Origin of the sequence: Pseudomonas sp. BO3-4, from assembly GCF_034044115.1 — a bacterium.
Taxonomy (GTDB): domain Bacteria; phylum Pseudomonadota; class Gammaproteobacteria; order Pseudomonadales; family Pseudomonadaceae; genus Aquipseudomonas; species Aquipseudomonas alloputida.
The window spans coordinates 3992471-4018160 of the sequence record NZ_CP139018.1 but is presented as its reverse complement, the minus strand read 5'-3'; the positions used below and the strand labels follow the sequence as shown (position 1 = coordinate 4018160).

Annotated in this window: 20 protein-coding genes; 11 read left to right on the top strand and 9 right to left on the bottom strand. The window is 62.9% G+C overall.

Translation table 11 applies throughout. The annotated features are described in order from the left end of the window. Window positions 1-28: 28 nt before the first annotated feature. The 4 genes from REH59_RS18605 to REH59_RS18590 form a co-directional block, all read right to left on the bottom strand. Window positions 29-724, bottom strand: coding sequence for a hypothetical protein (locus REH59_RS18605; protein WP_014861808.1), 696 nt, complete (start codon window positions 722-724; stop codon window positions 29-31). 138 nt (window positions 725-862) lie between these two features. After that, a complete protein-coding gene (locus REH59_RS18600; protein ID WP_003250433.1) occupies window positions 863-1945 on the bottom strand; it encodes a hypothetical protein in 1083 nt (360 codons plus the stop codon). Between the two features lie 39 nt (window positions 1946-1984). Beyond that, window positions 1985-2611: a LysE family translocator gene (locus tag REH59_RS18595; RefSeq protein ID WP_003250434.1), complete on the bottom strand. Its 627-nt coding sequence runs from the start codon at window positions 2609-2611 to the stop codon at window positions 1985-1987. 2 nt (window positions 2612-2613) lie between these two features. Then, a complete protein-coding gene (locus tag REH59_RS18590) occupies window positions 2614-3402 on the bottom strand; it encodes a YqcI/YcgG family protein (protein WP_014861807.1) in 789 nt (262 codons plus the stop codon). 160 nt (window positions 3403-3562) lie between these two features. Here REH59_RS18590 and REH59_RS18585 point away from each other — a divergent pair, with 160 nt between their 5' ends. Beyond that, on the top strand, window positions 3563-4483 hold the full coding sequence (locus REH59_RS18585; RefSeq protein WP_003250438.1) for a LysR substrate-binding domain-containing protein: 921 nt from the start codon (window positions 3563-3565) through the stop codon (window positions 4481-4483). Here REH59_RS18585 and REH59_RS18580 read toward each other — a convergent pair. Continuing rightward, a complete protein-coding gene (locus REH59_RS18580; protein ID WP_003250440.1) occupies window positions 4464-5360 on the bottom strand; it encodes a LysR family transcriptional regulator in 897 nt (298 codons plus the stop codon). The genes REH59_RS18585 and REH59_RS18580 overlap by 20 nt on opposite strands. 117 nt (window positions 5361-5477) lie before the next feature. Between REH59_RS18580 and REH59_RS18575 the strand changes: the two genes are divergently transcribed. The 8 genes from REH59_RS18575 to REH59_RS18540 all read left to right on the top strand — a co-directional run bounded on the left by REH59_RS18575 (window position 5478) and on the right by REH59_RS18540 (window position 21228). Then, window positions 5478-6668 (top strand): MFS transporter, encoded by a 1191-nt coding sequence (locus REH59_RS18575; protein WP_014861805.1) that lies wholly within the window; start codon window positions 5478-5480, stop codon window positions 6666-6668. Between the two features lie 66 nt (window positions 6669-6734). Further along, a complete protein-coding gene (locus tag REH59_RS18570) occupies window positions 6735-9095 on the top strand; it encodes a DNA polymerase II (RefSeq protein WP_014861804.1) in 2361 nt (786 codons plus the stop codon). A gap of 78 nt (window positions 9096-9173) precedes the next feature. Beyond that, a complete protein-coding gene (locus tag REH59_RS18565) occupies window positions 9174-13595 on the top strand; it encodes an NEL-type E3 ubiquitin ligase domain-containing protein (RefSeq protein ID WP_014861803.1) in 4422 nt (1473 codons plus the stop codon). 97 nt (window positions 13596-13692) lie between these two features. Continuing rightward, complete coding sequence (locus REH59_RS18560) at window positions 13693-18186, top strand: NEL-type E3 ubiquitin ligase domain-containing protein (protein WP_014861802.1); 4494 nt, start codon at window positions 13693-13695, stop codon at window positions 18184-18186. 228 nt (window positions 18187-18414) lie between these two features. Further along, window positions 18415-18966 carry a DUF4174 domain-containing protein gene (locus tag REH59_RS18555; RefSeq protein ID WP_003250449.1) on the top strand — a complete coding sequence of 184 codons (552 nt, stop codon included), beginning with the start codon at window positions 18415-18417 and terminating at the stop codon, window positions 18964-18966. 174 nt (window positions 18967-19140) lie between these two features. Beyond that, window positions 19141-19632, top strand: a complete 492-nt coding sequence (locus REH59_RS18550; protein WP_003250451.1) for a hypothetical protein — start codon at window positions 19141-19143, stop codon at window positions 19630-19632. Window positions 19633-19706: 74 nt separating this feature from the next. Next, window positions 19707-20540 carry a DUF692 domain-containing protein gene (locus REH59_RS18545; RefSeq protein ID WP_128573877.1) on the top strand — a complete coding sequence of 278 codons (834 nt, stop codon included), beginning with the start codon at window positions 19707-19709 and terminating at the stop codon, window positions 20538-20540. Beyond that, entirely contained in the window at window positions 20533-21228 is a 696-nt protein-coding gene (locus tag REH59_RS18540; protein ID WP_014861800.1) for a DNA-binding domain-containing protein, read from the top strand. Before REH59_RS18545 ends, REH59_RS18540 begins: the two co-directional genes overlap by 8 nt. 33 nt (window positions 21229-21261) lie before the next feature. On the opposite strand, the gene REH59_RS18535 is transcribed toward REH59_RS18540, so the two are convergent. The 4 genes from REH59_RS18535 to REH59_RS18520 all read right to left on the bottom strand — a co-directional run bounded on the left by REH59_RS18535 (window position 21262) and on the right by REH59_RS18520 (window position 24569). Next, complete coding sequence (locus REH59_RS18535; protein ID WP_014591610.1) at window positions 21262-21750, bottom strand: DoxX family membrane protein; 489 nt, start codon at window positions 21748-21750, stop codon at window positions 21262-21264. Window positions 21751-21764: 14 nt separating this feature from the next. Next, on the bottom strand, window positions 21765-22382 hold the full coding sequence (locus REH59_RS18530; RefSeq protein ID WP_014861799.1) for a ferric reductase-like transmembrane domain-containing protein: 618 nt from the start codon (window positions 22380-22382) through the stop codon (window positions 21765-21767). A 163-nt stretch (window positions 22383-22545) separates the two neighbouring features. Next, complete coding sequence (locus tag REH59_RS18525) at window positions 22546-23832, bottom strand: sensor histidine kinase (RefSeq protein ID WP_014861798.1); 1287 nt, start codon at window positions 23830-23832, stop codon at window positions 22546-22548. Beyond that, the gene (locus REH59_RS18520) at window positions 23829-24569 is read right to left on the bottom strand and encodes a response regulator (RefSeq protein WP_014861797.1); all 741 of its coding nucleotides are present in this window, start codon (window positions 24567-24569) and stop codon (window positions 23829-23831) included. The genes REH59_RS18525 and REH59_RS18520 overlap by 4 nt, the downstream gene beginning before the upstream one ends. A 220-nt stretch (window positions 24570-24789) precedes the next feature. On the opposite strand from REH59_RS18520, the gene REH59_RS18515 reads away from it, so the two are divergent. After that, entirely contained in the window at window positions 24790-25065 is a 276-nt protein-coding gene (locus REH59_RS18515; RefSeq protein WP_004573749.1) for a DUF2790 domain-containing protein, read from the top strand. 10 nt (window positions 25066-25075) lie between these two features. Continuing rightward, window positions 25076-25591 carry a thioredoxin family protein gene (locus REH59_RS18510; RefSeq protein ID WP_014861796.1) on the top strand — a complete coding sequence of 172 codons (516 nt, stop codon included), beginning with the start codon at window positions 25076-25078 and terminating at the stop codon, window positions 25589-25591. The last annotated feature ends 99 nt before the right edge of the window (window positions 25592-25690 follow it).

Sequence of the window (25690 nt, the reverse complement as noted above, 5' to 3'; positions counted from 1 at the left end):
CCGCATAGCGGCCCCGAATGACCCTGGGTTATGGGCGGCTGGTCAGCAGCTGTTGCGCCGTTGCGCAGCCATTGATGTCTACGGCTTTCTGCAGCAGGCTCTTGCGCTGCTGTGGGTCGAGGTCGCCAAGCAGGCGGTACACCTCGGCCTGGTAGTCGCGCTGACGCCCCCACAGCATTTCCAGGCCTTGTGGCCGGCTGCGGTTGCAAGCCAGGCGTGTGGCCGGTTGCGGGTAGTAGGGGGCGTACACGGTGGCCATGCTGGGGATGGCCTCCAGCGCTGTACGGTACTCGCTGCTGACGTTGTAGGGCTGGCACCAGGTGGCGATGGCGGGCGCCGGTGCGGCAAAACCCTGCTGGAGGCTGGCTTCGAGCAACGGGCAGGCGGCGTCCGGGATTTGCGCGGCGGGCAGGTACGTCATGTAGTACAGCGCCAGGCGGTACTGTGCGACCGGGTGCCCAAGCGCTACCGATTTTTTCAGCAGGGCAACCGCTGTCGGCAAGGTGTGAGCCATGGCCTGGCCCTGGCGGCTAAGCTCAGGGTCGCCGCCCACTGCGGTGCGCAGCGTGCTGGCAGCGTCGTCCTGGTTGTCGGCCTGCTCCAGTAGCGGCAAGGCCTGACGGTAGAGCAGGTCGGCATGAGGGTCGATGCGTACCTCCAGCGCTTGCGCGGCCAGTGGCATCAGCGCAGCCAACAGCGGGGGCAGGCGTCGCACAAGGCTCACAGGCAAACCCCATGGGTGGCCAGGTACGGATGGACGGCTTCGGTGTTCATGGCGGTCAAACGTGCGCCTCGGGCAAATCGTAACGACGACGTATTCTAGCCACCCAAGGGGGGTGGCCGAAAGACCACCCGACAACTGTCAGACGAGCTTGATCGGCGTGACCTTGCGCTGGGCATGTTTTTCCTGGGCCAGCCCAAGCTTGGCGGTGATCACCTTGGCCAAGGCATTGTTGCCCAGATCGTTCAGGTGCAGGCGGTCGATGAACAGGTCTGCGCCGAACACGGGCGAGCTGTCGAGCATGCAGTTCATGTCGTAGCAGGGCACCGGGTCGGCCTGGCTTTTGATGCGGCGGAAAAATGCCGAATGCAACTGTCTGTCGAATGCCCCCTCCAGCAGCCGGTCGAAGTTGGCCGGTTGTTGCTGCAGCGCGGTCAACATGGCTTGCTCGCCGGCGGGCAGGGTATCCCGGCACCAGGGCAGCAGCGGTTGCAGGATGAAGGTGAGCGTGGCGTGGCTGTCTGCCAGCAGACGGTCCCATTGGCGCAAGGTGCGGCCAATGTTGTCGGCGGCACGGGCCAGTCGTTTTTCCGGGGACGACAGTGGCCAGCTGACCGGGGCTGTGACCACGGGAGGGGCCAGCGCCTGACCGATGCGCCGCCACAGCGACTGCCGACGGGGCGGTGCGCAGGGCTGCATGCCTTCGCTGAAACTGTTGAGAAAGGCCTGGTAGGCCTTGGCGTGCTGCGGGTCGTTGGTACCTGCGAGGACTTCACACAGGGCTTCGTGGGCCAGGCTGTTGAGGCCACTGAGCACCACCACATGGCCGAGCTGGCCAAGGCGGTGCTGGTGGGTCAGGAACATCATCAATTCCTGGGTGGCGTTGAGCCCGCAGCCGGCCAGGCTCAGCCAGACTTCGCCCGTGAGCATCGACAGGTGCGAGGCCACCGTGTGTTCGTCGGAGCTGGCGCCGATGCCCAGGGCTGTGGAGCCGCCGACCAGCAGGTTGATGCGCGACGCACCACCGTGCTCGGCCGCCGAAAAGCGCTTGCCGGCGCAATGGCTGTAGCGCAAGCCAAGGGCATCGGTGTTGATGGTGCCGGAGCGGTAGCCGGTTTCGTGCACATGCAGGGTATAGGGGGCACGGCGACTGCCCAGCAGGAGAAAACGCTGGTAGTCCTGCTGCAGCGGCGAAGGAGACGGGCGCGTGTCAGTCGTGGTCATGGTCTCTCCTTCGCTTAAGCCGGGTACTTTGCAGCAGATTCAGGCCGCCAGTTCCTTGAGGTTGTACAGCAGGCCGCCGGCGGCGATCAGCAGCAGGGCGACGCCCGACGCCAGGCTGATGATGCGGTTGCTGCGCTGCGAGGCGATCTTGCCGATGGCGAAGATGTACAGGCTGAGCACGGCGAAATCGATGGCCACCCACAGCAGCGACAGCACCACCATGCTCTTGCCGAACGATTCGGTGATCTGAATGAACTGCGGGAAGAAGGCGATGAAGAAAATGATGTCTTTCGGGTTGGAAATGCCCACCATGAAGCCTTGCATCAGCCCACCGCGCCCAGCCTTGGGGGCCTCGCTCGCCGCGTCTGACGCGGGTGCCTGCAGGGCGTCCCTCAACGTGCCCATGGCAATGTAGCCGATGAACAGGCAGCCCAGCAGGCTCATGGTGCTGAGCCATGTTTTGTCGATGGCGGCACTGGTGAGGATGATCCACGCTGCCGCGCCGATCAGCACCAGTGATGCCCAGTTGGTGCCGACGGCGGTGAACATGGCCTTGCGCGAGCCGGAGGCGGCCGCAGTGTTGACGATCAGTGCCACCACCGGGCCGGGAGTGGCGATCAGTAGCAGCACGGTGAGGGCGTAGGTGGCGGTGAGTGCGGTATTCACGGTCAGTTCTCGATCAGTATGTCGGGTGTCGCCTGGTGTGCGGCATGGGCATGGAAGGGGCAGCGTGACGGGTTGAGCGAGCCTGCCTCCTGCAGTTGATACTGCTTCCACTCGTAGTTGTCGGTATCGCCGAAAAAGCCAAGGGTGTCGGGCACAACGCCGTCGTTGTAGTGGTGCACGCGCTCGCGAATCCGTTCGCGGATGCGCTTGCCACTCTCGGTGCTGGCGTTGGCCACTTCGTCGAAGTTCTCCCGCGGGTTGATGACGAAGGTGATGTGCTGGCCCAGATTGCGGCTTTTCATCTGCTGATGGCCGGGGAAGTTCATGTTGATGAACAGCGGCATGCCGGCATAGCAGAATGACCAGCCGGTATCGTCGGGATCGGTCGGGATGCCCTGCGGCCAAGGGTGCGGGTCGCGCGCATGCACGCCGCGCAGTACCTTCCAGGCCAAGGCCTGCTGCTCGGCCAGGCTGCTGCCGGCGGCGGTTTCGAGAAACACCACCAATGGGCTGCCGATGCGCTGCTTGGGTGCGATCGGTGCGACGGTGCGCACATAATTGGCCAGGCCCTGTGCGATATCATCGGCCAGTTGCTCGGCGCGGGCGAAGAGAATGTGGCAGGTTTCGCCGTTTACCGCCTTGCGGCCGAACAGGCAGGGGAATTCGGGGTTGGCGAGAATACTGCGAAAGTGTTCTATGGTTTTGAACGTCCAGTGTTGCATGGTGTGACCATGTTCAGCGGCTAGCTCCAGCGCATCCAGGCGATAGCAATTTCCATATCCCGTAAACATGATTTCCCCAGGCGTTGATTTAAGTGAACGTTCCAGTCACATGCAGGCAGGATCTTGGTTATGTTTGTTATTTACCGGCATTTTCCGAGACGCTCCTGTCGTTGTAAAACGCGTGGAGTTATGACCTACTATTAGTCTTACTCATGCTCGGGACGCCGCCATGTCGGAACGGATTCAGGCCTTGCACGCGCTGCGTGCCTTCGAGGTGGCCTCTCGCTATGGCTCTTTCACCCGCGCTGCTGAGGAGCTGGCCCTGACCCAGGGCGCCGTCAGCCACCACATCAAGACCCTCGAAGCCCTGTTCGGCTGCGACCTGTTCGAACGTCGGGGCCCGAAACTGAGCCTCACCGAGCACGGCCGCCTGCTGGCGCAAGAGCTGAAGGTAGGCTTCAAGATCATCGAAAATGCCTGCGCACTGCTGCGTCAGGATCGCTACGGGCTGCGCCTGAAGGCGCCGTCCACGCTCACGGTGCGCTGGCTGCTGCGGGCGCTTGATGCATTCAAGAAGGTCGAGGACAACTGCAGCGTGCAACTGTCCAGTGTGTGGATGGATATCGACAGCGTGGACTTCTATTCCGAGCCCTACGACTGCGCCATTCTCCTGGCCAGCGGGCGTTTTCCTGCCGATATCGAGAGTTTCAAGCTGTTCGATGAATGGCTGATCCCGGTATGTCATCCGGATTACATGACGCAGGCACAACCGCAACTGTCCGACCTGCCCCGATGCGAGTTCCTGCACCCGTCACCCGACCGGCGTGACTGGCGGCGTTGGCTGGCGCGAATGGATGCGCTGGACATCAGCATCGACCAGGGGCAGGTGTTCGATACCCTCGACCAGGGCATATCGGCCGCCCAGCAAGGCTTGGGCATTTCAGTGGTCGATCTGGTACTGGCCAGCACCGACCTGGCCGCCGGGCGCCTGGTCACGCCTTTCAAGCATGCCGTGGCCACCGGCGACGGTTACTACATGACCTGGCTCAAGGCCAGCCCAAAAGCGCGGCAAATGCACAAGCTGCGTGACTTCCTGCTCGGCCAGGTACCGCCGCTGGCCTACAAGGACATCAACTACCTGTACGGTTGAATACCCGATCGAGCATGAAGTCGATGAATACCCGCAACTTTGGCGGCATCTGCCGCCCGGACGGCCACAGCAGATAGAAGCTGCCGCGCCGTTCCATGAAGTCGTCGAGGACACTGACCAGTGAGCCATTGCCCAATTCACGACCCACGTTGAAGTCCGGCAGACAGGTAATGCCGCGGTGGTTCAAGGCAAAGCAGACGCGTGTTTCGACGTGGTTGCAGACCATCGAGATGGGGATGTCATAGGCGTGCTCGGGATGCTCCTGGCGCAGCGGCCAGGTTTCCAGCTTGCCGTTGCTGGGGAAGCGATAATGCAGGCAGGTATGCGCTGCCAGGTCGCGTGGGTGCAAGGGTGTGCCGCGTTCGCGCAGGTACTCGGGCGAGGCTACCAGGCGGTGCTGAAAGTGCCCGAGGAATTTGGCGCTGAGCCGGGAATCCACCGGCTGCCCGCCGCGCATCACCACATCGAAGCCTTCGCCGACGATATCCACCATGCGGTCGGAGAAGTCCAGGTCCAGTTCAACCTGTGGGTACAGGGCCATGAACTCGGCCAGTGCCGGCATTACCAGTCTGGTCACCTGCGGCATGCTCACCCGCAGCCGCCCGCGCGGCGTTTCGCTGGCCTGCGACAGCTCCTGCTCGGTGGCTTCGATTTCGGCAAGGATGCGCCGGCTGCGTTCGAGGAACATCGTGCCCTCGGCGGTGAGGGTGATGCTGCGTGTGCTGCGATGGAACAGGCGCACGCCCAGGCGGCTTTCCAGGCGCGCCACGCGCTTGCCCACTGCCGAGGCACTGATCCCCAGTGACTGGCTGGCGGCAACGAAGCTGCGGGTTTCGGCCACCCGGTTGAAGACCACGAAGCCGCTGAGGCTGTCCATGTCGCACTCCTGATTGCGGACGCTGATGTCCTGGGTGAGCGGCATTGTAACCGTCTTTTTCCGCAATGGCCTTGTCTTGCAGACTGTTCGCCTCGTTTCCCACTCAAGGCATTTGCAATGTCCCAGACATCTTCCGCACCGTTGCTGGCTGCCAGCAACGAACGTCTGCCCGTTGGCGGGCTGCTGGCGCTGGCCATGACCGGTTTCATCGCCATCCTCAGCGAAACCTTGCCGGCGGGTTTGCTCGACCAGATCGCTGATGGCATGCACATCAGCCAGGCCATGGCTGGGCAATGGGTCACGGCGTATGCCTTGGGCTCGTTACTGACCGCCATCCCGTTGGTGACATTGACCCAAGGCTGGTATCGGCGCCGGGCGCTGTTGCTGGCGATCATCGGCTTCGTGCTGTTCAACGGGCTGACGGCCCTGTCGGACTCCAACACGCTGACCCTGGTGCTGCGCTTTTTCACGGGGGCTGCGGCCGGCCTGGCATGGGGCCTGATCGCTGGACATGCCCGGCGCATGGTGCCGGTACCGTTGCAGGGCCGGGCCATGGCGCTGGCCATGCTCGGGCAGCCGATTGCCTTGTCGCTCGGCTTGCCGATTGCGACCTGGCTGGGGGCAGGGGTGGGCTGGCGCGCGACGTTCGTGGTCGTCACGCTGGTGGCGTTGCTGCTGGTGGTGTGGGTGTTGCGATCCGTGCCGGACTACCCGGGGCAGGCTGCCGACAAGCGCCCGGCGGCCATGCAGGTATTGCGCACGCCGGGGGTGTTGCTCGTACTGCTGGTGATCCTCACCTGGATCCTTGGCCATAACATCCTCTACACCTATATCGTGCCGTTGCTGGCGGCGGCTGGCATGGCTGCGGACATTGGCCCTGTGCTGATGGTGTTTGGTCTGTCGGCGCTGGCCGGGATCGGCCTGGTAGGGCTGCTGGTCGACCGATACCTGCGCAAGCTGGTGTTGCTGAGCCTGGCCGGTTTTGCCTTGGCCACGCTGGCATTGGGGCAGGCATCGTCGTGGCTTGTGTACTTGAGCATCGCCTTGTGGGGAATGACCTATGGCGGCGCCCCGACCCTGCTGCAGACAGCGTGCGCCGACGCCGCAGGCCCGGGTGGTGATGTGGCGCAGTCGATGCTGGTGACGGTGTGGAACTGCGCCATTGCCCTGGGCGGGATCATTGGCGGATTGCTGCTGGCTGGGGCCGGCGTGGCGTGGTTTGGCGGGGTGGTGCTGGTGTTGATCGCCTTGGCCTGGCTGCTGGCCGTGGCCGGGCGGGGGAGCGGTTTTGTGGCGGGGAGGCGCTAAAACACTCATGTCAGGCACGACACAGGTAGAATAACGCCATCTAAAGAAAATCCAGAGGTCGACGCAGTGGAGTTGCAGCAGGGTTTTGTCCTGACCCGGCACTGGCACGATACGCCGGAAGGCACCTGCGTGGAGTTCTGGCTGGCCACCGATGCCGGGCCGCGGCTGTTGCGGCTGGCGGCGCAGGAGTCGGTGGCTTTCATTCCTCAGGCGCAGGCCGAGCATGCCCGTGTGCTGCTGGCCAACGAAGCAGGGACCAAGCTCAAGCCACTGCGCCTGAAGGACTTCGAGCATCGCCCGATGCTTGGCCTGTATGCCCGCCAGCATCGCCAGTTGATGCAACTGGAGCAGCGTCTGCGCACGGCCGGTATCGACGTGTTCGAGGCCGATATCCGCCCGCCGGAGCGTTACCTCATGGAGCGCTTCATCACGGCGCCGGTGCAGTTCACTGGTCAGCCGGATGCGCAGGGCGTTTACCGGGACGCCCAGCTCAAGCCGCAGCCAGGCTATCGCCCGGCGCTGCGCCTGGTGTCGCTGGACATCGAGACCAGCGAGCGTGGCGAGCTGTACAGCATCGCGCTGGAGGGCTGTGGCCTGCGCCAGGTGTACATGCTCGGCCCGGCCAACGGCGATGCCAGCGGGCTTGACTTCGACCTGGAGTATTGCGCCGATCGCGCCGCCTTGATTACCCGGCTCAACCAGTGGATGGCCAGGCATGACCCGGACGCGATCATTGGCTGGAACCTGGTGCAGTTCGACCTGCGCCTGCTGCATGAGCACGCCAAGTCGTTGCAGGTGCCACTGGCCCTGGGGCGCAACGGTGCGGTCATGACCCTGCGCAGCCATGCCGGTGGCGGCCATGTTTTCGCCGATGCGCCGGGGCGGCTGCTGATCGATGGCATCGAGGCGTTGCGTTCGGCCACCTGGAGCTTTTCCTCGTTCAGCCTGGAGAACGTTGCCCAGACCCTGCTGGGTGAAGGCAAGGCCATCGACACGCCGTACCAACGCATGGACGAAATCAATCGCCGCTTCGCCGAAGACAAACCGGCCCTGGCACGCTACAACCTGAAGGACTGCGAACTGGTCACGCGCATTTTCGCCCATACCCGGCTGCTCGACTTCCTGCTCGAACGGGCCTCGGTGACGGGATTGGCCGTGGACCGCAGCGGTGGGTCGGTAGCCGCGTTCTGTCACTTGTACATTCCACAGATGCACCGCCTTGGCTTTGTCGCGCCCAGCCTTGGCAGCCGGCCGGACGAAGCCAGCCCCGGCGGGTTTGTCATGGATTCGCGACCAGGGCTTTACGACTCGGTGCTGGTGCTGGACTACAAGAGCCTGTACCCGTCGATCATCCGGACCTTTCTCATCGACCCGGTCGGGCTGATCGAAGGCCTGCGTCAGCCTGACGACGCACATTCGGTCGAGGGCTTTCGCGGTGGGCGGTTTTCACGCACACAGCACTGCCTGCCAGCCATCGTCGAACGGGTGTGGCAGGGCAGGGAAGCGGCCAAGCGCGAGGGCAATGCGCCGCTGTCGCAGGCCTTGAAAATCATCATGAATGCCTTTTATGGCGTGCTTGGCTCCAGCGGTTGCCGTTTCTTCGATCCGCGCCTGGCGTCGTCGATCACCATGCGCGGCCACCAGATCATGCGCCAGACCAGGTCCCTGATCGAGGCGTGTGGCTACGATGTAATCTACGGTGACACCGACTCCACCTTTGTCTGGCTCAAGGGTGCCCACGCCGAGGCAGACGCGGCGCGCATCGGCCGCGAGCTGGTGGCAAAGGTCAACCAATGGTGGCAAGCCCATCTGCACGAGACCATGAACCTGCAGAGCGCCCTCGAACTGCAGTTCGAGGTGCATTACCGACGCTTCCTGATGCCCACCATCCGCGGTACCGATGAAGGCAGCAAAAAGCGCTATGCCGGCCTGGTGCAGCGGGCCGACGGTGCTGAAGAAATGGTTTACAAGGGCCTGGAATCGGTGCGCACCGACTGGTCACCGCTGGCCCGGCAGTTCCAGCAGGAACTCTACGGCCGAGTGTTCCGCAGCGAGCCCTACCGTGATTATGTCCGCGAGTACGTGCGGCGAACGTTGGCGGGCGAGCAGGACGAACTGCTGGTTTATCGCAAGCGCCTGCGTCGCCCGCTGGCCGATTACCAGCGCAACGTGCCGCCGCATGTGCGTGCCGCACGCCTTGCCGACGACTACAACAAGCGTCTACAGCGCCCTCTGCAGTACCAGCGTGGGGGCTGGATCAGTTACGTGATCACCACCGCCGGCCCTGAGCCGCTGGAAAACCTGCAGGCACCGATCGACTACGATCACTACATCAGCCGTCAGCTACTGCCGGTGGCCGACGCCATCCTGCCCTTTGTCGGCGATGATTTCGCGCGCCTTACCGACCATCAGTTACTGCTGTTCTGAGCGGGTGGTAGATAGCTAGGCGTCAGCCTGACGCTACAGTCTTCAGACTCGGTCCTCCATGTCGTCGCGGAGGCAGAGATGCAGAACAATAGCCGTCAACCATCGGCTGCGGTCGATACCCTTGCCATGGCACAAGCATGCCAGGATCACTACATTGCACAGCGGCTGCCGGCCTGGATGAAGCGGCTGAGCATGGCCGAATTCACCCTGCTGAGCGAGGCGCTGCCTGAACTGCTGGCCTGCCGCGCAGGCTTGGTGTCAGCGCTGGCGCGGCTACGCAACCTGAATGCATTTACCCAGCCCTTGCTGCAGCAAGCGCTCGGTGCCCACGGCGACCTTGACGTCGATCGCCTGTACTTTCGCCAGTGGTACACCTTTACCTCGCCCACGATCCATTATGTAACCAGTCGGCTTCCGGTTGTCGGCAGCGATTACTACGACATCCCTCTGCTCGAGGCCGCTTTGAGCAATTTCACCGCAGAACAGCAGCGCGACCAGCCACAGGGTAATTGCCTGGTCGATGTGCGCGGCGCAAGGCGTAGTGAGCTGTCTGCACCGAGCTTCGCCAGGCTGTGTCGAGCGCTGGATCTTGGGCAGAAATACCAGGCGCATCTGGATTCGGTACTCCAGCCTGAAGTCAGGGGGTTGCTGACGCGACGGCAACGCTACAGCATGCTGGTGGATGCCCTGCAGGCCAGGGCGCAGGGCGTATTGAGCGCAGACGAACTGCAGTGGGTGGTGGCGCTCTGCACCAAGGACACGCTCGGCAAGCTCGAAGGCGCCTCGGTTCGCGTGCGGCAGTTGGCGGTGTTCGGTTGCCGCTTGCAGCAGATCGTCGTGCTGGACGTGATCGACGCGGGCTTGTTGTTCAACACCAGCAAGCGCGTGTTGGTCTATGTACCGGGTGACCCGCACGGCCCCTGGAGCGTGCGCAGCGACCTGGAAGATTATGCCCGCCGGGTGCTTGGCAAACGCCTGCGCGAAGATGACTACCGGCGCTTCTTCAACCGCTTCGTGCGCCGACGCGATAGCCAGCGATTCTTCTCGGCCGTCAGTGAGCGCCTCGATGACGTGCCCGGCTGGGCAACCCGCGACCTCGATGAGCAAACCTTTGCCTATCGCCTGCCACTGTTCGAACACCTTGCTGACGACTGGATTGCGCGGATCAAGGACGATGCTGCGGTCATCGCCCCGCCCGTGGCCTTGCTTGATCGCGAGGTCCAGGCCGAACACGCCCGCCGTTTGCGTGCTGAAGGCTGGACTCTGTTGGGTGTTGCAGGGTTTTTCGTTCCGGGCATCGGCGCGGTGTTGTTGGGGGTGATGGCCTGGGAACTGCTTGAGCAGGCGTTCCAGGCTGTAGGGGATTGGCAGGACAACGAACGCAATGCGGCACTGGCGCACCTGCTGAAGGTTGGCAAAGGGCTGCTGGCGGTGGGGGCAACCGTTGCCGTCGTCGCCACGGCCCGACGCGCCTGGACCGAGGTGGACAAGCTGGTACCGGCGCAGCTGGAAAACGGTGAGGAAAAGCTGTGGAACGCAGACCTCAGCCCCTATCGCTGCGAAAGCCCGTCAGACACGGCGGTGCTGGACATGGAGGGTGTGCACCGTGTTGGCGAGCGCCGCTGGATCAGCATGGACGGCCACTGGTATGAGGTGACCTGGCACAATGATGATGAACAGTGGCAATTGCTCCCTTACCAGGGCTATGCGCCGCCGCTCCGTCACAATGGGGCCGGCGCGTGGCGGCTGTGGTGTGAACAGCCCGCCGAGTGGGGCGACACACGCCAGTTGTTCCGCCGCCTGGGCGGGCCATTCAGCGACCTTGACGATGCGCAGATCGACCAGTCGCTGGCGATCCATGGCCTCGATGATCAGCACCTTCGGGCATGGCATGTGTATGGCCTTGCGCCGGAAGCAGCGCTGGTCGACACCGTCGCACGCGTGCGGCTCGCCGGCAGGATTGGGACGTTGATCAACCACTTGCGCGAGGGAGGGGTAACGGCAGACCCGCTACTGCTGGAGCAGGTCATGCGCCTTCCACAGGCCGCCGGCAAGGACGGAGCAGCGTTGGCCGATGTGGCTTGGGCCGGGCGACGAGCACTGCTGCAGGCGGTGTACGAAGAGCAGAATCCCGACACGGAAACGGGCCGTCTCTTACGGCAGAATTTTGCCAGCCTGCACCGCTTGGCTGCGGATGAGGTGCTACGCGATGCCAGCGAGGATGACCTGCAGCTTTTGCGTGAGACGGGGCGCGTGCCGTTGCCGATGGCCGAGGCAGCAAGGTTGCAGGTTGCGCGAATTCGAATGGCGCGGGTGTATGAGGCGCTGAGCATCGATACGCCGCAAAACCTCGACCTGGCGCGTGTGGTACTTAATCTGCTGGTGCATGTGCCGGGGGCTGGCGGGCCCGGGTGGCGATTGTACGACGGTGATGCCAGCGAGCCGTTATTGACGGTCGAGGGATCGGGGCAGACGTTTGACTTGCTTCATCGTCATGGGCTGTTCCGCCTGCGTACCCGAACGCACACGGTTGCCGGTGAGAGGGGGGAGTTGTTCGAGACCTTGGCCGCAGCCTATGACGACGCATCGCAAGCGGCCATCGGCCAAGGCCGGTCGTTTGTGCCTGCGCTGCGCCAGGCGCTGACCGACGTTGCTATCGAGCAACGCCAGACCGTGGTGAATCTGCTCAGGCTGGAACAGCCGACCGGCTCGTTTCTCCCGCCACAACGTCTGGCTGATGGCAGGGTTGGCTACCCCTTGGCGGGCGGCAGGTTCTGGGGGGCGCTGGGGCGGAACAGGCCCAGGGCGCTTCAGGCTCGGCTGCGTGATCTGTACCCAGCTTTCAGTGACGAGCAGATCGGGCACTGGCTCGCATCAGGCGACGCGCAGGCCAGGTTACAGAGGCTGGAACAGCAATACGGGGTGCTCAAGAGACACTTGACCCAGTGGGCGCGCAGTGCCTTGCTGTCATCAGAACTGCCCGCCCGGCGTGAGTTCAGAAAGGGGCTGATCAACTGCTGGCGCTGTCTTGTGCCGGAACTGCAAGGACAAGCAGCACTGGACGACGGGCGCTTCATGCTTACCCAGACCATCAGCCGCTTGCGCCATCTGCCGGCCCTGCCCGCGCAAGTGGGCTTTCCCCACGTCTCGATCCTGGCCTTGCGCGCCATGCGCGTGGAGCACGTTCCGGATGAGTTTCTGCGGGCGTTTCCCAACTTGCGCAACCTGGAAATCACCCATTGCCGACTCACGCGTTTGCCATTGCCGCTGATGCTTGTCCAGAAACTGGAGGTGCTCGACTTGTCTGGTAACCAGATCGCCCTCGACCAAGGCCAGGCGTTGGTCCTGGCGGATTGCCGGTCCCTGGTGTACCTGAACCTTTCAGACAACCCGCTGCGCAGGGCATTTTCCGTCCAGGCAATGACCGAACTGAATGCCCTCTACCTGTCGAACACCCAGTTACCCGAGTGCCCCTATGGGCTGATGGACGCGCCAGAACTGCACACCCTGAACCTCAGCGGCAACCGTATTTCTGAACTGCCCGAGGGTTTTCATCAGTCGCAGCTGTGGCGCTTGGGCAGGGTCGAGCTTTCCGGCAATCGGCTGGGGGGTGCGCAGGATGGGTTATCAAACTGGCATTTGCTTGAGGCCAGTCGCGTGCCTTACCGGTTGCGCATTCTGGATGCGCTACCTGGCGAACGTCGAGATGAAATGGCTGCACTGTGGGCCCATCTGGAGGCAGAGGAGCAATCGGAAGCGTTCTTCAATACCCTGTCGATGCTGACGGAATCGGGCGCCTTCAGCTTCTCATCGACTGCATCCGCGCTCGCGGCCCGCATGTTCGACATGTTCCAGGCGATGTCTGAGCATGATGCCCTCAGGCTGGAGCTGTTCGAGCACGCTGCGGCGACCGGTTGCCAGGATAACGCCACCGCGCGTTTCGCCAACCTGGAACTGCGAGTGATGATATGGCGCACGAGGCACAGCGGATCTGCCCGGCCTGAACGGGCCTTGCTGAAGCTCGGTGCCCGGATGTGGCGGTTGGCGGTGCTTGAGCAAATTGCCGCTGAACATGCTCATCGGGTGGGGGCGAGCGCTGAATCGATCGAATTCGCCTTGGCCTATCGAATCGGCTTGCGCAAGTCTCTGGACTTGCCTGGCCAACCCGATGAAATGCTCTATGCAGGTATCCCTGCCTTGAGTAGCCAGGACCTTCTCCTGGCCCGTGAAAGGGTTCTGGCGCGACAGACCCGGGAGGGCATTGCTGATTACCTGTCACGCCAGTGGTTCTGGCAGGATTACTTGCGCAAGGCCTGCTCGGTTCGCTTGCAAGTGCCCCAATCCATGCATGCTGAGCTGGAACGGCTGATGGCGCTGGGGAATCGGGACGAGGAAATCGCGCGGCTGCAGATCCGCAATCAGCAACGCGAGCATGCGGTGTTGCTGCAGTTGACGCTGGAGGCGCTGGACCGGAACACGGTGCAGCGTCCGCTCAGCTAGCGGGTTGGCGGTTGTCTGAACGCAGGCATTAGCTATATAGCGCCTGGCGGGGAGCAGGCAACTTAGTCTGGCCTCTTTTCATGAAGAGGCCCCCGCTATGGATACCACTTTGCCGTCAGATGCGCAGGCCGCCATCGACGCGTTCCAGGACGGCATCATCGGCAGGCGCCTGCCACCCTGGTTGCGTCATGCACCCGCTGAGCAACTGCCTGAGATCGGCAGGGCATTGTCAAACAGCCTTCGCTGCTGTGAGCAAGTGAACACGGTGCTGCGAGGCATCGAAGGCCTCGACAGTTTCGTCGCATCAGCCCTGGGAAAGGCCCTCGACGAGCGTTACGGGCTTGGCCGTAACCCGCACGTGCTCAGGTTCCTGGAGGGCCGCCGGGAACCTGTGATCAACAGTCAGCCGGTGGGCGCGCACCTGACTACCGTGGTCTATGAAGAAAAGCCGCTGCTCGAAGTGGCATTGCGCAACTTCACGGACGCGCAGGCGCAGGAAGGTGGCCAGCCGCGCGGTAACCGCCTGCTGCTTCCACGCCACGGCACGGTCAAACCCCCTACGAGCATCGAGTTTGCCGGACTGTGTCGTGAGCTGGACCTGGGTGAGCGCTATCAACGTCATCTGGATGCCATCCTCACGCCCTCTGGCAGTGCCGAGCGCCTGGTATCGCAGCTTGTCGATGCCACGCGCTACACCATGCTTGTGGACGCCTACAAAGCCAGGCAAGAGGGAACGCTGGATGCCAGCGAACTCAATGTGATGGTGGCTGTGTGCGAGAAGGGTGAGCTGCCGCGCTTGGCGGGCGACCTTGTGCAGGCCAGGCAACTGAAATTGCTGGGTTGCCAGATTGAGCAGGTGACCGTGTTCGTAGTGGTTGAGCAGGGCGTTTTGTTCAACACGACGCGTCGGGTGTTGCTTTACGTGCCTGGAGACCCTTTTTCGCCCTGGCGCGCGTTCGAGAGCCTCGACAAACTGAACCGCGAACTGGGCCGTCGCTTGCGAGACAAGGCTTACCAGCGTTTTTTCAGCCGCTTCGTGCTGCGGCGCGACAGCCAGGCTTTTTTCGCCCAGGTCGCGGAGCGCTTCGATGGCCTGCCGGGCTGGGCTTTTCGCGATCTCGAACCGCGCTTGCAGGCTTACCCGCAGCCGTTGTTCATCAGCCTGGCACAGGCACGTATCCACCAGATCAAGGACGATGCGGCGATGATCGCGGTGCCTGTGGCCAGGCTGGATCGTGAGGTTCAGCGCCAGCATGACCTGCGCCTTGCAGCCGAAGGATGGGCGCTGCTCAACCTGGCCAGTTTCTTTCTGCCTGGGCTTGGCCTGGCGCTGCTGGCCGTGACGGCCTACGAACTACTGGGTGAGGTCTACCATGGCGCCGAGGCCTGGCAGCAAGGCGATCGTCAGGAGGCGCTCGACCATTTGACCCACGTGGCGACAGACCTTGCCGTGCTGGCGACCACGGTAGCCGGGGTGGGTGTCGCTCGACGGGTTTGGGCACGCTCTGCGAAGGTCGATGCCATGGTGCCGGCTCGGCTGGAGGACGGCACTGAGAAACTCTGGCAACAAGATTTGACCCCGTTTCAAAGCCAGGCCCCCGTTGCGGCCTCGAGCCGGGATGCCTTGGGTATTCGGCGTCAGGACGGGCGGGCCTGGATCGAAATGGACGGGCATCACTATCGCGTGGCAGAGGCGGGTGATGATCAATGGCAGTTGTATCCGGTCGACGGCCACGGGCCGTTGCTGCGCCACAATGGCGCAGGTGCCTGGCGTTTGTGGAGCGAGCAACCGGCTCGGTGGACCGACAAATACCGCATGTTCCGGCGTTTGGGCGAACCCTTCAATAGGCTGAATGACGAACAGATCGATGAGGTTCTGCTGTTCCATGGCCTTGATGGCGACGACCTGCGTGGCCTGCATGTACACGCCCAGGCACCGAGCCCCGGGATGATCGACAGCGTGGCGCGGGTCAGGCTTGATCAACGCATCCGCAGCATGATTGGTCGTTTGCGCAGCGGCGAGCCGGTAGCAGATACAACAGTGCTCGATCACGCTCGGCGCTTGCCAGGCGCGAGTGGCCTGGCAGATCAGGCACTGGCCGCGTTGGCCTGGACGCAGCGCCGAACACTGCTGCAGCACCTTTTCGAAGCCTTGCAGCCCAGCGATACCCCTGGCAGCGCGGCGCTGCGCCGGGTGTTCCCGGGGCTGAGCGCGCGCACTGCGCAAGCACTGGTACAGGCCGCCAGCAGCGTGGACCGCATGCGGCTGCTGTCCAGCGGAAGGGTTGCACTGGGGCTGGCCGAGGCGGCAAGGGGCAGCGTGCTGGCTACCCGCCAGGCTCGGGTATTTGAAGCGTTGTACCTTGATACGCCGCAGCATGCAGACCTGGCGCGGGTGGCCTTGGGCTTGTTGCGGTATCTATCCGAAAGCGAACAAGGTGTGTGCTGGCGCCTGTACGAAGGCTGCCTGGGCGGGCCGATACTGGCGAAGACCGAGCAAGGGCAGCGGGCGTTCGATCTGGTGCACGTTAACGGTAGGTTTCAACTGCATGGCAGCCAAGGCATGGCGCTGGGTGAGGCAGGCGAGTTGTTCGATGTCATGGCGCCAGCCTATACCGAAGCGCAACGGCAGGCGATGGGGATCGGCGATCCCTTCGCGCACAACCTCAGGGTGATGCTGGCGCGCGAAGCGGTACGCCATCGTGATGAGATCAGTCGTTTGCTTGGCGCAGTACGCCCAGGTGCTGTCCGAGGGCCCATGCGCTTGGCCGATGGACGTATTGGCTACCCGCTGGGTGGTGGCGGAGTAGGTGGTTTCGCATCAAGGGGGAGTGCCCTGAGGGCAACGCTGCGCGATCTCTTTCCGTGGTTGAGTGATGAGCAGGTCGAGACCTTCGCCGATGACGCCAGGCGTTCAGGGCAGCAGATTGAACACGTACTGACTGACCTTCGCAATGAGTTCGCCATCCTGCGCATCACACTGAATACCTGGGTGGCACGAGGGCAGGGCGATGTCAGGGAAGATCGAGAGGCTTTACGCCAGACGTTGTTCAATTGTTGGCGGCGGTCGGTGGGCGTGGGGGAACTGCAGATCAATGCACAGGAAAACCTCCACGTCATGTTCTGCAATTTCAGATCGAGCGGCTTGCCCAACATACCCCCACAGGTCAGCTTCAGAGGTGTGACCAGCCTGTCGCTGCTGCACCTTGACCTTCTGGAGGTGCCCAGCAGCCTATTGCTGGCTTTCCCTAACCTGCAAACCCTCGATCTGGGAGGGAACCTGTTGACGCGCCTTCCGCAGCCGTTGCTGCAGATACCGCAGCTGCGGCATCTGAGCCTGACCAACAACCGGATCGTCCTGAACACTGCACAAACCGCCACATTGGCCAGTTGCACGAGCCTGCAGTCTCTCGACCTGTCCCACAACCCCCTGGGGAGCCGGTTCACGTTGGCGGGTTTGGCTGAGTTGCGTTGGCTGAACTTGCGCGACACACAGATCTCGCAGTTTCCACTGGGCGTGTTCGACAACGCTCAGTTGGTATCCGTTGACTTGCGGGATAACCGGATCAGGCACATTCCAGAGGGTTTCTACCAGTTGCCCGTGTGGCAGCGGCGGCGGTTTCGCTTGAATGCGAACCCCTTGGGCGAGGCCCAGACGTTACGCTTGCAGGCTTCGTTGAGCAGCGTCGATCCGGCCCTCGACGAGGAGCAAGTGCTTCTGCGCCTGCAGCACGCGCGTGAAGTCTGGGGGGATGCCGTGGCCCCGGAGCATCGCGGCTTGATGCTTGCTGCCTGGGACTCGCTGGATGCAGGGCAGGACGCCGAGCGTTTTTTCCGTGTGCTTCGCCAGTTGTTGCTGTCTGAAGACTTTCGTGTCAATGCGCGTGCACTGGGCAATCGGGTAATGGCGGTATTGCAAGCGATGGCCATTACGCCAGAGCTGCGGCAGAACTTGCTGTCAGTGGCCAATGATGAGTGGGGGTGCCAGGACGGTGCAACCTGGTGCTTGAGCAACCTTGAACTGAATTTGTTGGTTTGGCAGGTTGAGCACGCGGCTCAGGGAGAAAGCGAACGCGCTTTGCTAGACCTGGGCAGACGTTTATGGCGCCAGGATGCAGTCGACATGTTCGCTACCCGATGGGCGCTACAGCATGGCAGGACGCTGGAAGGAAGCGAGGTGGGGTTGGCTTTCAGGATCGGGCTGAGGGAGCGTCTCGACCTGCCATTGCAGGTGGGAGAAATGAGCTTTCTTGCGATCTCAGGCGTCCTGGAGGCGGACCTTGCAGAGGCAGAGGCTGCGGTGCGGGATGCAGAAACACCGGAAGAGATTGCCCGCTCCATGGTTGACCGTGAATTTTGGCAGGCGCACCTGGAGCGTTCCCATCCTGAGCGATTCGCTGCGGTCGACCTGCCGTTCAGAAGGCAGCTTGAAACCGTGCTTGACGACGAAGCGCTGAGCGAAGGGGCCAGGATCGACCAGGCGGATGCCATTCGTGATGCTCAGCGCGCTGCACGCAGAGGGCTGATGCTGGATATGACGATTCAAGCGATGGAAATGGGACCCAAGGGGCCCTCGATCGATGTACGTTGACATGCGCTCAGGGCAAAGGCTTGCCCGGCCCTGTCAAAGCGGCTTTGGGCTATGCTCAGTCAAGCTGAATGTGGTTTGTACCAGCGCCGTAGTCTTGGCTTCAGGTGGCTCGGAAATCGACAGTTACTTTTACACACCCCGTTCTGGAATGAAGTGGTTTAGGCTCCCTGTCGGATTTTTCTCCGTGATCTGTAGTCATTGGTTTATCGAGACAATAAGGAGATACGCATGCTTGTCCGGTCACTGACCCTCGCAACCTTGCTTGCTGTTGCCGGCCCCCTGTTTGCCGCAGACAGTGATGCGCCTCTAGCCAAGGAACTGGGCAAGGCCAGACCATTGGTGGTTATCGCTCCCAGCAGTGCCGACCCAACGTTGCGAGGGCTGAACAAAGCGCTCGAAGACCCGGCCACCCAGGCAGCGTTCAAGGAGCGCAACCTTGTCCTGTACAGCGTCGCCAACATGATGGGCAAGCGAGAGGACAAGAACCTCGAGCAGCAGACCACAATGGCCCTGATTCGGGAACTGAAGCTGGGTGCGAGCAAGGGTACCAAGGTGATCCTGGTGGGCAAGGATGGTGAGCGGCACATGCTCAAGGACGACGACACCGGTGAGGCCATCGACCCACAGGTGATCCTCAAGGCGGTCGATGAACTGCCTGCCAGCGAAAAGGCGGTGGCGGCGCCCGAGCCCGTAGCGGCGGCCCCGCAAGCCAAGGACAAGGACAGCAAGCCGGCCAAGCCCGCCAAGCCAGCGGCCCCGCCCAAACCGCTGGAAGACTGATCACGCCTCATGGCCCCAAGGCAACTTGGGGCCCGTTGCCGGGTGGTGTGTATCGCACTGTATCTGCCTGTGCTGCAGACCTACTGCCATACAAAAGTGCGCCTGGCACGATACATCCACGACAAACCGCAACGGCCTAATGGCTCCACTTTCCAACCCCAGTGGAGCTGCATCATGACTCAAGCAAAAAACACCCTCGGCCTGCTCGGCGCCGCCCTGATCGGCAGCATGGCATTGAGCAACAGTGCGTTCGCCGTCGAGCCGCTGGCTCAAGGTTACCAACTGGCCTCGGCCAAAGTGGCCGGCGAGGGCAAGTGTGGTGAGGGCAAGTGCGGGGGGAGCGGCAAGGCTTCCCAAAGCGAAGGCAAGTGCGGTGAGGGTAAGTGCGGCGCCGGCGCCAAGGCTGGGGCTGAGGGCAAGTGTGGTGAAGGCAAGTGCGGTGACGCCTCGTTCGCCAAAACCGACAGCAATCACGATGGCAAGGTCTCGCGCGATGAGTTTCTGGCGGTGGCCAAGGACCGTGCCCGTGATTTCGACACGATCGACCGCAACCATGACGGTTTCATCTCCGAGCAGGAAGCGGCCGATCACCTCAAGGCGATTTATCAGGCCAATGGCAAAGCCATGCCTGATGGCTTGTTCAGCCACCTGACCGGCAAGCCCTGACGTTCTACCCCATGAAACGCCACAACGCTCCTCCTGCTGGCCAGGTGGGGCGTTGTGCTTGTTGGAGAACTTTTATGTGTCCTGCGATGTTGAACATCGGGCTAGGCTTGCGTCGCGGCCTGTTGCCGGAACTGCTGGCCATGGAGGCGGGTGCAGTGGACTTTCTCGAGTGTGCGCCGGAAAACTGGATTGCCGTGGGCGGCGCCTATGGCAAGGGCTTGGCCCAGTTGGCGGAGCGCTTTGCTGTCACCTGTCATGGGTTGTCTTTATCGCTGGGTGGCAGTGCCCCGCTGGACCGCCATTTCCTTGAGCAGACCCGGCAGTTTCTCGAGCGATACCAGGTGCGACTGTACAGCGAGCACCTGAGCTACTGCAGTGATGACGGGCACCTGTACGACCTGATGCCCATCCCGTTCACCGATGAAGCCGTACGCCATGTGGCCGCGCGCATACGCCAGGCTCAGGAGCAGCTGGAGCGGCGCATTGCCGTGGAGAACATCAGCTACTACGCCGCGCCGTATCAGGCGATGAGCGAACTCGACTTCATCCAGGCGGTGCTCGAAGAAGCGGATTGTGACCTGCTGCTGGACGTCAACAATGTCTATGTCAACGCCTGCAACCATGGCTACGACGCCCAGCAATTCCTTGCAGGCTTGCCCCCGGCGCGCGTGACCGGGATGCACGTTGCCGGGCATTACGATGAAGCGCCTGACCTCAAAGTGGATACCCACGGGGCGGCCGTGAAGGAGGATGTCTGGGCGCTGTACGCCAGCGCTTGCGTGCGCTTCGGCGTACAGCCGACGGTGCTTGAACGTGATTTCAACTACCCGCCCTTGGCCGAACTGTTGGCCGAGACGGCGCGTATGCGTGCTGTGCAATGCGCTGCCGGAGGGCAAGCAGATGAATGAGACCCTGCGTGCGCAGCAGTATGCCTTGGCCCGTCACCTGCGCGACCCACAGCGCCATGCCCCGCCGCCCGGCGTCGAGGCCCGCCGCCTGAAGGTTTACCGTGAGTTGTTCTATGGCTCCATCGAAGGGTTGCTGGCTGGCAGCTTCCCGGTCATGCGCCAGGCGTTGGGCGAGCAGCGCTGGCATGCCCGAGTACGTGATTTCTACGCCAGTTACCGTTGCCAGACGCCGTTGTTTACCGAAATTGCCGAGACGTTCGTCGACTACTTGCAACGTGTGGCGCTGGACACCCCTTGGCAGCTGGAGCTGGCGCACTATGAGTGGGTCGAGGCGCAACTGTACCTGAGCGATGCCGAGGACCCGGCGCATGACCCGGGTGGTGACCTGCTGGCGGGAGCGCCGTTGTTGTCTTGTGTGGCGCGGGTGCTGGCCTATCGTTGGCCGGTAGAAAGCATTGGCGTGGACTACCAGCCAACGGCTGCCCCAGCATCGCCGAGCTTGCTGCTGGTTTATCGCGATGCCCGGTTGCAGGTGCGTTTTGCCCGGTTGGCACCTATGGCGTATCGGTTGCTGGTGGAGCAGGGGACTGGAAGAGAGCGGCTGCAGGCATTGGGCGGGGATGTGCAGCAAGGGTTGGCATTGTTGGAGGCATTGCGCGAGCAGGGCGTCATTGTCGGAACCGTTTGAAGGCACTGGGGGCTGCGCAGCAGCCCCCAACTCTCATCTGCCGAACCGCATGCCAAGCCAATGATCCAGGCTAAGGCGCCCGGCGCCCTTGAGCAGCAGGGGTAGTAACGCCACCAGGTAGATCAGCGGCAACTTGTAATTGCCGAAGCCCTGGTCGGTAATGGCATAGCCTTGGGCCAGCTCCGCCAGGCCCGACCAGTGCGCCGGCCAGTGCACTGCCGCTATCGCTACAACGGTGACCACCATCAAACCCAACGATGCCAGCCGGGTACCCAGGCCCAACAGCAGCAGCAACGGCAGCACTAACTCGGCCCACATCGACAGCTGCCAGTTCAGCTCCGCGGGCAGCAGGTTGAAGGGGAACGGGAAGTTGGACTGCAGGTCGGCGAACCAGTTGCTGCCGTTGAATTTCTCCAGGCCGGATTCGAAAAACTCCCAGGCCAGAAATACCCGTAATGGCACGTCGGCGCTCCAGCTGCCGAGGCGATCAACGGTGGTCAGGGTACGGGTCAAGGTCGTCATTTGCGGTGCTCTCTTCAGGCAAGGGCGCGGGTGCTGCGGCGTTGTTTACGGGCCACTTTGGCGGTGAGCTTGACGGCGATGGCGCTGAACATCAGGGCGAACGCCAGCGGGTACCACCCCCCCATGGGGATGCGCTTGTAGAACGACAGGCAGAACACGGCAGCCAGTACCCACATGCCGCTGCTGTGCAGCGCTTGCCAGGCACGGCCGCCCAACAGCCGCATGGGGGGCTTGAACGAGGTGGCGGTGAGCAGCAGCACGAACAGGTAGCCGACTGTGCCGGGCAGGCTGGAAGTCAGTGTGCGGCCGGCCCAGAACAGCTCGGGAAATTGCTGGGCGTAGCGATAAATCAGCACGCCGTGCACGGTGTGGGAGAACGCGAATGCCAACCCCAGGTAGCGTCGCTCCTGAAGGATGCGGCGGCTTGATGTGCCAGGCAGCAAGGTCACCAGCGACGAGGCCAGGAACGCCAGCAGGAACAGTGCGAACGAGCTGCGTGCGGTGGCACGGATGGCACTGCGCAAGCCGTCCGGGTCAGGTTGGCTGGCCAGGACTATGGCGGTCATCGCCAAGGTCAGGCCGGCGAGGGCGGCGAACAGCTTCCAGCCGGAGGGCAAGGTGAGGGCTTTCATCAGGGACTCCCGGGGTGTGGTTGTGTGACCGGGAGTGTCTCGGGGCGGGGTATCTGCAGTGTGTCAGGGGGATGCAGTTGTGTATCTGTTTGTAGAGGCGACCGCGCGTTTTACAGGAACGGCCCGATCGAGATCCAAGGCCGTTCCTGCCAACGGTCGCACTTCAGGTGAGTTCGATCTGCGCGCACAATCCGCCCTGTTCGCGGTTGCTCAGGGTCAGCCGGCCCCCCATGGCCTGGATCAGCTGGTGGGCAATGGCCAATCCCAAGCCGGTGCCACCCGTGCTGCGATTGCGTGAACCTTCCACCCGGTAGAACGGCTTGAGCACTTCATCCAGCTCGTCACCGGGTATCCCTGGCCCGTTGTCGAGCACGCGGATGATGGTGGTACTGCCCTCGCGTGACACTTGCAGCTCGGCAGCACCTGCAAACTTCAGGGCGTTGTCGACCAGGTTCACCAGTACCCGGCGCAGCGCATGCGGGCGGGTTTCCAGCAGAGTCCCGCTGCTGCCGTGGCGTTCAACCTGGGCGCCGCTGTCCTGGTAGTCGAATACCAGGCTGTCGAGAAAGGCATCAAGGTTGACCCGGCAGGTCGCTTCGGTGCTGCTGTCCATGCTGCGGGCGTAAGCCACGCCTTCGCGCACCAGGTGTTCCATTTCATCCAGGTCGCTCCCGAACTTGTCCTTTTCGACCCCCTCATCCATCACTTCGACCCGCAACTTCATGCGAGTGATCGGTGTTTGCAGGTCGTGGGAAATGGCTGCCAGCAACTGCATGCGTTCCTTGAGGTGGGCAGCAATGCGCGCCTGCAGGGCGTTGAAGGCTACCGCAGCGTAGCGCACCTCGCGTGGGCCGCTTTCATCCAGTTGCACGCCGGGCTGGTCCGGGTCGAGGTTGTCCACTGCCTGGGCCAGACGGGTTAGCGGGCCGATGGCCAGGCGTACCGCCAGCCAGGTACACAGCAACAGCACAGCCAGCTGAATCAGCAGCACCACGGGCAACCAACGGGCTACCGGGACTGTTGCTGGCGTCACGTCGATGGTCAGTGGCGCGCCGTCGGCCAGGTTCAGGTGCGCCTGGAAGTGCGCATTGGGCCCCGGGATTTCCAGGAAGGTCAGGCGGTAGTCGCTGCCAATGGCCTTGACGATCGACGCGGCGGCCATCGGTGGGTCACTGCTCGGCATCGCTTCGCCTGCCAGGCCCTGGTCGAGGCGATAGCGGTAGGTGCGCCGTTCCAGGCGCGGCAGCCAGGCGGCACGCTCGGCTGCAGGCAGGCGATCGAGGATGGCAACCGAAGTCGCCACGTCCTGTTCGAGGTTGCTGAGCATCATCGAACGGCTGCTGATGTAGCGCTCGTAGGCCTGCAGGCCGAACGACAGACCATAAGCCAACACCAGGCCGGTGAAGAAGATCATCGCCAGGCGCGAGGCCAGGGTGCGCGGCCATTTCATGAGGGGGACTCGAGCAATTGCACCGGCAGCGAAAACACGTAGCCCTCGCTGCGCACGGTCTTGATGCAGCTGGGCTCGCGGGCATCGTCACCCAGGCGCTGGCGCAGGCGGCTGACCAGCAAGTCGATGGAGCGGTCGAAGATGTCGGTTTCGCGGCCCTGGGTCAGGTTAAGCAGCTGTTCGCGGCTGAGCACCCGCTGCGGGTGGTCGAGGAACACCCGCAGCAGGCGGTACTCGGCGCCACTCAGGGCCACCAGGGTGCCTTCGCTGTCGAGCAGGTGGCGCGCGGTGGTGTCCAGGCGCCATTGACCGAAACCCAGCAGGCGGCTGCTTTCACTGATGGTCAGGTTGGGCGGCAGCATGCGTGTGCGGCGCAGCACGGCGTTGATGCGGGCGAGCAGTTCGCGGGCCGAGAATGGTTTGGTCAGGTAATCGTCGGCGCCCATTTCCAGGCCGATGATGCGGTCGGTTTCGTCATTGCGGGCGGTCAGCATCAGCACCGGTGTATTGCGGTGCTTGCCGGCGCGCAGCTCGCGGCACAACAGCAGGCCGTCGTCGCCAGGCATCATGATGTCGAGCACGATCAGGTCGACGCTGTTGGCTTCGAGAAAGGCGCGCATCTGCCGGCCGTCGGCAACGATGCTGGTGCGCAGGCCGTTCTTCTTCAGGTAATTGCCGACCAGTTCGCGGATCTCGCGGTCGTCGTCGACGATCAGGATGTGATCGACGTGTTCCATGCGCTGGGTTCCTGTGCAAAGGGGGTTGGGCGCAGTGTACCGAGCGCGTTCGCCCTTGCCTGCGGGAGTTTGTATTGCAGTGTATCTGGCACGGGTAGGGATACAGCAGGACGCATATCACAACGCTGGGAGACACATGCGGGATACCTGGCTGACGTGAAATGGCTCTCGACCGGGGAGCAACACTCCCCACCCCCAAGTGTTACCCAGGAGAGATGCCATGAACGTCAAGACTATCGCCAGCGCCAGCCTGTTCGCCGTGCTCAGCTTCGGCGCCATCGCTGCCCAGGCCGCCACGGCCCCGATGCAGGATGGCGGGGTCATGCAGTACCGCTACGGTGAGCCTCTGGATGTGAAGAAAGTGCTGTCGGTGCAGGACGATCAGAGCAACGCCTGCGGCCTGGTGAATACCCGAATGGACTACCTTGACTCCCATGGCCAGCGGCAAAGCGTGCAGTACCGCACCTACGCCACGGGCGGTTGCCATGACAATTGATCGGCGCCGGATGCTCAAGGCAGGTGGTTTTGCGCTGGCGCTGACGGGGCTTGGGTTGGCTGGGCACCTGAAGGCACGCGACAGCTACGGCGCCATGCCGTCGCTGTCGGGCGCCAGCCAGTGGTTGAATTCGCCGCCCCTGGATGCCCCGGGGCTCAAGGGCAAAGTGGTGCTGGTGGACTTCTGGACCTGGGACTGCATCAACTGCCGGCGCAGCCTGCCGCATGTGAATGATTGGGCGCGGCGCTATGCCGATCAAGGGCTGGTGGTGGTGGGGGTACACACGCCCGAGTTCGACTACGAGCATGATGTGGCGACTTTGCGAGACAAGGTAGCCCGGTTGGGTATCGGGTATCCGGTGGCGGTAGATAACGACTACAAGGTGTGGAATGCCTGGGGCAACCAGTTCTGGCCGGCGCATTACTTTGTCGACCGCAAGGGGCAGGTGCGCCATGTGCACGTTGGCGAGGGGGATTATGGCGAGCAGGAACAGGTGATACAGGCGTTGCTGGATGAAAAAGGGTGATTCTTTTGTACCGGCCTCTTCGCGGGCATGCCCGCTCCCCCAGGGAGAGTGCAATCAGTAACGTTTGCGCAGTACCTGTGGGAGCGGGCGTGCCCGCGA